The organism is Anoxybacillus flavithermus (assembly GCF_002742685.1).
GTDB classification, from domain to species: Bacteria; Bacillota; Bacilli; order Bacillales; family Anoxybacillaceae; genus Anoxybacillus; species Anoxybacillus flavithermus_E.
The window spans coordinates 1-8,910 of the sequence record NZ_PEDM01000050.1 but is presented as its reverse complement, the minus strand read 5'-3'; the positions used below and the strand labels follow the sequence as shown (position 1 = coordinate 8,910).

General features: G+C 42.0%; 10 protein-coding genes. All 10 read right to left on the bottom strand.

Annotation, left to right across the window (positions count from 1 at the left end; translation table 11 throughout):
- Nucleotides 1-86: 86 nt before the first annotated feature.
- The 10 genes from ccsB to CS060_RS13420 all read right to left on the bottom strand — a co-directional run bounded on the left by ccsB (nucleotide 87) and on the right by CS060_RS13420 (nucleotide 8,391).
- Complete coding sequence (gene ccsB, locus CS060_RS13465) at nucleotides 87-1,262, bottom strand: c-type cytochrome biogenesis protein CcsB (protein ID WP_035047279.1); 1,176 nt, start codon at nucleotides 1,260-1,262, stop codon at nucleotides 87-89.
- A 12-nt stretch (nucleotides 1,263-1,274) separates the two neighbouring features.
- Nucleotides 1,275-2,891: a cytochrome c biogenesis protein ResB gene (gene resB, locus CS060_RS13460; RefSeq protein WP_099669047.1), complete on the bottom strand. Its 1,617-nt coding sequence runs from the start codon at nucleotides 2,889-2,891 to the stop codon at nucleotides 1,275-1,277.
- 12 nt (nucleotides 2,892-2,903) lie between these two features.
- Complete coding sequence (resA, locus tag CS060_RS13455) at nucleotides 2,904-3,425, bottom strand: thiol-disulfide oxidoreductase ResA (RefSeq protein ID WP_035047277.1); 522 nt, start codon at nucleotides 3,423-3,425, stop codon at nucleotides 2,904-2,906.
- Between the two features lie 93 nt (nucleotides 3,426-3,518).
- Nucleotides 3,519-4,256, bottom strand: coding sequence for a 23S rRNA pseudouridine(2605) synthase RluB (gene rluB / locus CS060_RS13450; protein ID WP_035047276.1), 738 nt, complete (start codon nucleotides 4,254-4,256; stop codon nucleotides 3,519-3,521).
- Nucleotides 4,257-4,335: 79 nt separating this feature from the next.
- Complete coding sequence (locus tag CS060_RS13445; protein ID WP_035047272.1) at nucleotides 4,336-4,869, bottom strand: spore maturation protein; 534 nt, start codon at nucleotides 4,867-4,869, stop codon at nucleotides 4,336-4,338.
- Nucleotides 4,869-5,462: a nucleoside recognition domain-containing protein gene (locus CS060_RS13440; RefSeq protein WP_099669046.1), complete on the bottom strand. Its 594-nt coding sequence runs from the start codon at nucleotides 5,460-5,462 to the stop codon at nucleotides 4,869-4,871. The genes CS060_RS13445 and CS060_RS13440 overlap by 1 nt, the downstream gene beginning before the upstream one ends.
- On the bottom strand, nucleotides 5,455-6,567 hold the full coding sequence (locus CS060_RS13435) for a D-alanyl-D-alanine carboxypeptidase family protein (RefSeq protein ID WP_035047270.1): 1,113 nt from the start codon (nucleotides 6,565-6,567) through the stop codon (nucleotides 5,455-5,457). Before CS060_RS13435 ends, CS060_RS13440 begins: the two co-directional genes overlap by 8 nt.
- A 69-nt stretch (nucleotides 6,568-6,636) precedes the next feature.
- Nucleotides 6,637-7,413, bottom strand: coding sequence for a superoxide dismutase (locus CS060_RS13430; RefSeq protein ID WP_035047268.1), 777 nt, complete (start codon nucleotides 7,411-7,413; stop codon nucleotides 6,637-6,639).
- A 58-nt stretch (nucleotides 7,414-7,471) separates the two neighbouring features.
- Nucleotides 7,472-7,960, bottom strand: a complete 489-nt coding sequence (locus CS060_RS13425; protein WP_035047266.1) for a YpuI family protein — start codon at nucleotides 7,958-7,960, stop codon at nucleotides 7,472-7,474.
- A gap of 11 nt (nucleotides 7,961-7,971) precedes the next feature.
- On the bottom strand, nucleotides 7,972-8,391 hold the full coding sequence (locus CS060_RS13420; RefSeq protein ID WP_035047265.1) for a hypothetical protein: 420 nt from the start codon (nucleotides 8,389-8,391) through the stop codon (nucleotides 7,972-7,974).
- Between the last annotated feature and the right edge of the window lie 519 nt (nucleotides 8,392-8,910).

Here is an 8,910-nt window from a genome sequence, read left to right as displayed (position 1 = left end):
GTTTGTATAAATCAGGAACCTGTCTTCTTTTCTCCCACAAACATTTTACTCATACTAAGAAAAGCGCCTTCGCAATGAAGGCGTTTTTAAGATCCAGCATATGAATGTAAACCGGCAATGACTAAGTTAACGGCTACTAAGTTAAACATAATGATCGCAAAACCAATAACGGCAAGCCATGCGGAACGCTCACCATGCCATCCTTTCGATAGACGCAAATGTAAAAACGCAGCATAAAACAGCCATGTAATAAGTGCCCATACTTCTTTCGGGTCCCATCCCCAAAAACGCGTCCAAGCAATTTGCGCCCAAATCATCGCAAAAATAAGCGCACCGAGCGTAAATACTGGAAATCCAATAGCAACAGAACGATAGCCGATTTCATCAACTAAATCTAAATTGACGTTTTTCACAAGCGGTTGTAATGCGGCTGCAATACGTTTACGTAAAACAAGACGAAACAAACCATATAACGCAAGACCTGCAAATAAAGACCAAATGACCGTATTTAATTTCCGCGCGTTAATGATCGCTGGCATGTCCACAAGTGGCTTCATACGCTCTTCTGTTTTTAGCACTCCTTCATGCGGGCCAACAAGCGCGGGCATATGATATACCATTTCATCTTGCTTGCCATTTTTATCGATCCAATCAAATGTTGCTTCATAGCCAGCAACGCGAAACGACGTGGTCACGATAACAAAACCAAGCGTACTAATTAAGAAAAATAATACGAATTCAAGCCAAAACGTTCGCTTGCTCGGCTTTGATTGATCGACAACGCGAATTAAATAAATGAGTCCCGCTGCAAAGCTAATCGCTAAAATGGCTTCCCCAGCAGCTGCTGTCGTCACATGAATATGCAACCAATCGCTTTGTAAAGCTGGAATGAGCGGAGAAATTTCCCGCGGAAACATGCTCGCATAAGCGATGACTAAAATGGCAATCGGTAAAGTAAATAAACCGAGCAAACTTGTTTTGTAAATAAAGTAAATGACGATAAACGCACCGACAAGCATCATGCCAAAAAACGTTGTAAACTCAAACAAATTGCTGACAGGTGCATGCCCAGCAGCAATCCAACGCGTAATAAAATAACCAAGTTGAGCGACAAAACCAATGATCGTCACAAAAATCCCAATCGTTGCCCAACGGTCTATCCCTTCTTTCTTTTTGATGCGAATAGCCCCACCAAAGAAAAGTGTCGCAATTAAATAAAGGACAAATGCTATATATAGTAATGTGCTACTTAATTGAACCACGATGTTTCCCCCTTATGACCGATTGTCCGCTTGATCGATAGGCATGACAAAAGGTGTATCATGAAATATGCCCTCAAGCTCTTTTTTCAGTCCAAACCAGTTTTTATTCGTATGTGCGGCAATAAGCACTTCGTCATTAATCCGTCGAATCCACACGCGGCGATGGTTCCAATACATTCCTTGAATAAGACCGATCATAAAAATCGCGCCACCAATTCCTAAAATCCAAAGTGTAAAATCGCGCCGCACCGTTAATGCCGATACGTTTCGTGTTTCAATTCCTGCGAACGCCATTTTATACTTGTTGTTACCGAGCGGTTCAATCGTTTGACGAATGGCAGTAAAACTCACTTCCCCTTTTGGACGGTCTGGAGCAAACATTTTAAATACGAATGCTGGATTGTTCGGTACTTTTGAGCGCGTATTTGGATTGCCGTTTTCATCAAAATAAAAATCTGGAAAATAGCTCAATAGTTGAACTTTATACCCATTACCAAGATCATATTCTTTTTCTGGTTGAATTAAGTCAATCGTAATCGTGCCAAATGATTTGTTCGTTTGTTTATCTGTCAAATGAAACGACATGCTTTTTAATTCATCCAGCTTAAAATCGACTTGATATAACGCATAATGATCATGTTTTAACGGTTCATTGACACGAATCGAAAAGCTTTTTATTTTTTTTAGCTTCGGCTCTTCGCCGGCAACGACTGGTCCGATACGCTCATACAATACGACGTCCGTTTGATAGTTTTTCGCCATCATTCCACTACCGATACGGTCAATCGCTGCTTGAAACGCTTCTTTCTCAGTTTCTTTCTCGTATACTTCAAAAATAAACTTTTGATTTTCTAAAAAATATTTTCCGTTCGTCCCCGGAATTTCTTTCATTTCTCCTTCACGAATCCACATATTTTCATCGACGTACATGCCTGGAACGAAACGAAGCATCGCACCGATGAGAAAAATGATGAGTCCAATATGATTCACATACGGTCCCCAACGGGAAAAGCGCCCTTTTTCAGCTAAAATATTTCCGTTTTCTTCTCGAACGCGATAACCACGCTTTGTCAGCTTGTCCACGATGTTTCGCCATGCCGTTTCATCATGTTCTACTTTCGCGCGACTAAATAGACGTTGTCTTTGTAAAAATTGTTCGTTACGCGTCACGCGTTGATTGTTTAACGCACGATATAACGGTACAACACGGTCTAAACTACAAATGACAAGCGATACACCAATGAGTGCAATAAGCAACATGTACCACCAAGAACTATACAAGTCATGAAAGCCGAGCGCATAGTACCATTTTCCAAGCAAACCGTACTGTTGCTCATAATATTCCGCTGGTGATACAGTTGGCGGAATGTACATTTGTTGCGGATAAACCGTGCCGATTGCAGAAGCAACTAGCGTAATGACGATGAGCCAAACCCCAACTTTGACTGATGAAAAAAAGTTCCAAATTTTATCAATGATCGTTTTATTGTACGTTTGTGAACGGCGCGCGCTACCTTCATAGCGCATATCTAATAACACTGGCACCTCTTCGAGCGGCTTGCCACAAGCTTCACAAAGCACTGTTCCGATCGGGTTGACATGCCCGCATTCACATTTTACTTGTTCCATGTTGAAAACCCCTTACGGCTTAATTCGTTCCATATGTTTTTTTACATCTTCTTCTGTCATCGTTCCTGTAATGATGTCTACAATTTTTCCGTCTTTGTCGATTAAAAATGTCGTTGGCAACGGATTAATATCGTACGCATTCATCACTTGATCTTGTTGATCAATCACAACTGGGAACGTCAGTTGAAAGCGATCAACGAATGTTTGTACCGTCACTTTCGCTTCCCCAACGTTCACAGCAATCACTTCTACTCCTTTATTTTTATATACGTTGTATTGACTATTGATGTATGGCATTTCTTTTTCACACGGTTTACACCACGTTCCCCAAAAGTTTAAAAAGACACCTTTCCCGCGGTAGTCGGATAGTTGAATGTTGTTGCCGTTTAAATCAGTAAGTACGAAATCTGGTGCTGAATCGCCCACTTGAATCGCTTTTTTCTCGACAAATACGTTCGAATAAATGGTATAACCGATCGCTGCAAGCATGATGGCTAAAATGACTGTTCGAAGCCAAAATCGCTTTTCTTTCATCGCCAACTCTCCTATAAACCGTTTTCATCAACCTCATTATACAAGTTACCACTATATAAATAATGAAAATTATTTGAACAAACTGTGACAAAATTATGATACATACGGCGAACCAGCTAGCGCTAACGCACGCAATTGCTTCACTTCATGCGGTGATAGCTCTCGATAATCTCCAGGATTCAGCCCTTTTAAATCTAAAAAAGCGTAACGTTCTCGTTTTAACTTCAACACAGGGTGATCGATCGCTTCAAACATGCGGCGCACTTGACGATTGCGTCCTTCATGAATGCGCAGCTCAACAATCGCTGTTTGTTTTCGCTTATCAATCGATAACACTTTCGCTTTCGCTGGCGCCGTCATACCGTCTTCTAACATGACACCTTTTTCAAGTTGTTTCACTTTTTCGCGCGCTGGAATGCCTTTTACTTTTGCGATATATACTTTTTCAATTTCATAGCGCGGATGCATTAATACATTTGCAAACTCCCCATCATTTGTTAACAGCAACAATCCTGACGTATCGTAATCTAACCGTCCAATCGGATAAATACGTTTGTTTACATGTTTAAAAAAGTCAGTCACTACTTTTCTTCCTTTTTCATCTTTTACGCTCGAAATGACGCCACGTGGCTTGTACAACAAATAATATACCGGTTCTTCTCGCTCAAGCGGAATGCCGTCTACTTCAATGCGATCTTGTGGGCTTACTTTCACCCCAAGCTCTGTCACTACTTTTCCATTTACTTTTACTTTTCCTTCGACGATCAATTGCTCTGCCTTTCTTCGCGATGCCACGCCTGCATGAGCAATTACTTTTTGTAATCGTTCCATTTCATTCACCTCACTATATAGTTTTACCACATTCGGTACAGGAGTTCAAAAATAAGAAAAAGCGATCATATCGACCGCTTCATTTCCCAAACATCCATAACACAATAAAAAATGATACGATAAAGCTAATGAGGTCCGCAAGCAAGCCGACTTTCAGTGCATCGCCCATTTTACGAATACCAACCGCACCAAAGTAGACAGTAAGTACGTATAACGTCGTTTCTGTGCTTCCTTGAATGGTAGAAGCTAACCGCCCGATAAACGAATCGGGTCCGTATGTGGCGATTAAGTCGGTCACAATACCGAGCGATGCGGTACCTGAAATCGGACGGATGATCGCAAGCGGGACGACTTCGGGCGGCAATCCGAGCGGGACGATGAACGGCTTCATATACGAAATAAAAAAATCAAGGGCACCGGAAGCGCGAAAAACGGAGACAGCAACGAGCATACCAACTAAATACGGAATGAGGGAAAAGGCGATTTGAATCCCTTCTTTCCCCCCTTCGACAAACGCTTCATACGTCGGCACACGCTTGTACGTCCCGTGCAATAAAATGCAAGCGATGACCATCGGAATAAGCCAAAGCGACAAAAATTGAATAACGTACATTACATCCCTCCTTTTTTCCGCCTCTGTATGTAAAACGCGCGGTCGATCATGATCGCTGATATCGTGGCAATGAGTGAAGCAACAAACGTTGTGCCAATAATTTCTCCTGGTGAAGCAGAGTGGTATGTCATCCGAATCGATATGACGGTCGCAGGAATAAGTGTAATGCTTGCGGTATTTAAAGCGACAAACGTAATCATCGAGCGGCTCGGTTCGTCTTTTTGACCGTTTAACTGCTTTAATTGTTCCATCGCTTTAATGCCAAGGGGTGTCGCAGCATTTCCCAACCCAAACATATTTGCAACCATATTTGATAATATATACCCAAGAGCCGGATGGTCGGACGGCACTTCTGGGAAAATTTTTTTTGCAATCGGGCGAAACAAATGAGCAAAAAATGAAAGTAGTCCAGACTGCTCGGCAATTTTCATTAAACCGAGCCAAAAAACGAGCACGCTAATTAGCCCGATGCTAATCGTTACCGCTTCTTTCGCCCCTTGAAACATCGCCTCATTGACGTCTTTCATCGTTCCGTTCATCCCCGCAAACAGAAGTCCGATAAGTAAAAGCGCCACCCAAATGAGATTAACCATCACTCCACACCCCTAACAACCAGTCAAAAAAAGAACGTGTTTTCTTTTGTTGTTTATAAAAAATAGGCGTGTCATCGACTTTTTTATTTCCGATATATAGTTCAGCTCTGCCAACAACAGATGGGACGCCTGTTTCTTTCCATCGTTCTTGCGGGCGAAGTAATTTTCGCTCTAAACGAATGAGCGCTTCCTCTTTTTTTGTGATCGGATATATAAAATCACGTGCAACAAATAGATGGTTATCATAAAACGGATCTTCAATCTGTTCTACAATCTCGTCCGCCTTTACGGTCACAAGTTCATAGTTTGCAAAGCCATATTCATACATGGCCATATGGTCGTTCCAATCATCGCCTGCATTAATCGTCACTGCAATGAGGTCAAGGCCGTCTTTTGAAGCGGTTGTCACTAATGTGCGCTTTGCTCGCTTCGTATACCCCGTTTTCCCTCCGGTACAATATTTATATAAATGCGTCAACAGTTTATTTTTATTGCGCCAAATGCGGTCCCAATCTTCTGTCGGATTTGGTGCTCGGTACAATTTCGTTCCCGATACTTCGCGAAATTGCTCATTTTGCATCGCATATCGCATCAGTAATGCCATATCGTACGCAGTCGAATAATGATTTTCCGCATCATCTAACCCATGGGGATTTGCAAATTCTGTATTTGTCATACCGATTTCTGCCGCTTTTTTGTTCATCAAAAAAACGAAGCCTTCGACGCTACCACCAACATGCTCAGCGATTGCCACCGCTGCATCGTTTCCAGAACGAAGCATAAGCCCATATACTAAATGTTTGAGCGCAATTTTTTCACCCGGCTTTAAATAAATCGAAGATCCTTCTGTGCGAACAGCTCGCTCACTTACTGTCACAACGTCTTCCCATTTTCCTGATTCGATCGCTAAAATGGCCGTCATAATTTTTGTAATGCTCGCAATACGCCGCTTCGTATGCGCATCTTTTTCAAACAGCACCCGTCCTGTCGTTTGCTCCATTAAAATCGCGCTTTGGGCACTCACCGACATCGCCTTCGCTTCATTCGGAAAGAGCGAACAAAAAAAACAAAGCACGATCATCCATACAAACCATTGCCGTCGCATACACCCTCATCCCTTTGTCCGTTTTGTACAAGTGTATGCATAAGTACATGATGTATGACAAAAAGACCGCTACATGATGCGGTCTCTCGCTTTTACAAATCGTCGCGCGACATCGTCCCAATTGACAACGTTCCACCATTGTTGAACGTACGTTGCGCGGTCGTTTTTATATTGCAAATAATACGCATGCTCCCATACATCTAGCACAAGGATCGGAACAGTCGTCCATTGTGTGCCGTTTTGATGTTTTTCCGTCTGCAAAATTTCTAACCTCCCTGCAAACGGTGACCAAACGAGAAGCGCCCATCCGCTTCCTTCCACTTGCTTCGCCGCTTCAGTAAAATGTCGTTGAAACGCTTCGAAGCTGCCAAAATCACGCTCGATTTGTCGAAGCAGCGCCCCCGTTGGACGCCCGCCCCCACGCGGTTTCATATTGTTCCAAAACATTGTGTGTAAATAATGCCCCGATCCATGAAACGCAGCTTCTCGTTCCCAATGTTTTAATAACGCATAATCATTCTTCTCACGTGCTTGTTGCATCATTTTTTCTGCCCGATTTAAACCGTCCACATAGCTTTGATGATGTTTTTCATGATGCAGTCGCATAATCTCTTCGGCAATATACGGCTCGAGGGCATTGTACGCATAAGGCAGCTGAGGTAACGTATGCCCTCCAATCGGTACGCGCTTCCGTTGTATTTGTTCATATATGTTTGTCACTTCCTCATGAATGCGCAAAACATCTCCACGCTCTAGCTCCACGTTTAGACGTTCCACCGTTTCTGCATCAACATATGGCTTTACTCTCTCAAGCCACGCTTGCACGTTATGAATATATTGTTGCATACTCACACCTCCTTCGGCATCATATGCACCAAAAAAAGAAGCTGACACACGCAGCTTCTTATTGCGATTGGATCATTTTTGTTCGGTAGTCTGTTTCATAAAATTCGAGTTCTTCCCGCATCGTTTGAAAATCAGCTTCAATCGCATGAAGCAATTGTTGTAACGATGGAGGAGCAGGTTGACGCAATTTAATCGAATGTCTCCCTGTATACGCTGAGCGGCTATCTTCATACCATAAATCACGCTTTGGCGTAAAAAATTCCGCGACACATGAATGATAAATTTTATATAACGCCTGTTCTGCAGCGGCTTTCCGAAACGGCTCTTCTTGAAGGACGATGCGACATGCGTCAATTCCTTCTTCACCATATACAGCTAAACGGCGTAAATCCGCAAGCACCCCTTCATAATAATGGCGGTCGCCCGCACATTCCGCTTGCATTTGTTCAATCGTCGTTTCGTTTAAATAACGAGTAATTTGTTCTACAATGCCACTTAGCAGCTGCTCGACTTGCTTTGTTTGGTTAAAAACAACAGTGTTACCCATAGTATCCTCCTTTACAGTTGCGCAATAAATAAAAGCGGTGATTTGACCGTATACGATTGTTTTTTGGCAAGCGCCTCAAATACTTCTGGTAATTTCGCTAAATCGATGGATGAAAAGTAGCGACGAAGCTCTTCTTCTTCACTTATATATACACGTTTTCGCGTCCGAAGTGATGGATCAACGAGCAAACAGACAAGCGCGACAATATCTTTAAAATATACGTCTTTCCCACCTGCTTGAAATACCGGATCTTGTTCATACGGCGTCCATTGTGAAAAACGCTCATCGAAATATCGAACATATAACACACGCAACGTCCGCTCCGTTCCATCATCGTCAACAAACGTCACTTCCGAACGGTTAAAAAAATCTTCCGACGTATTCGGCTGTGCTTTTTGCAATTCATATCCATGACAAGAAATAATTTTCACAAACGATACACCCCTTTTTCAACAACGAAGCTACATTTATTTTACCATAAATTACGAATCGTGCGAAAAATTTTATCATTACTATAAAAAGAAAAAACAGGCGCATAAAAGCACCTGTTTACTTTCCTAGCAATATGCCGATTTCGTATAAAAAGACCGCTAAACATAATGCACCGATCAGACTTGGGAGCCATATTTTCATTTTTATCTTTTTCTTAGAAAAGCCGTAGCGTTTTTCTATTTTATGCAAAAAAACAAATCCAAAGACAACGATAAAAATTCTAATGGCACTTTGTACAATTGTTATATCCACATACGTTTCGATAAAGTAATCTATCATTCTTCCAAAGATGAGAGCGAAAATAAGAAAAATGAAAAAGCTAAAGCTCATTGACAATTCACCTTTTTAATAGTTTATGCTTTAGTGAGAGTCGCTTCGTATAATCTAAAACAGAATTTGAATGATCGTAACTATTCACCCCAGTGCTAGTGTATAAAAAAGCCCAACACAAATAGGGC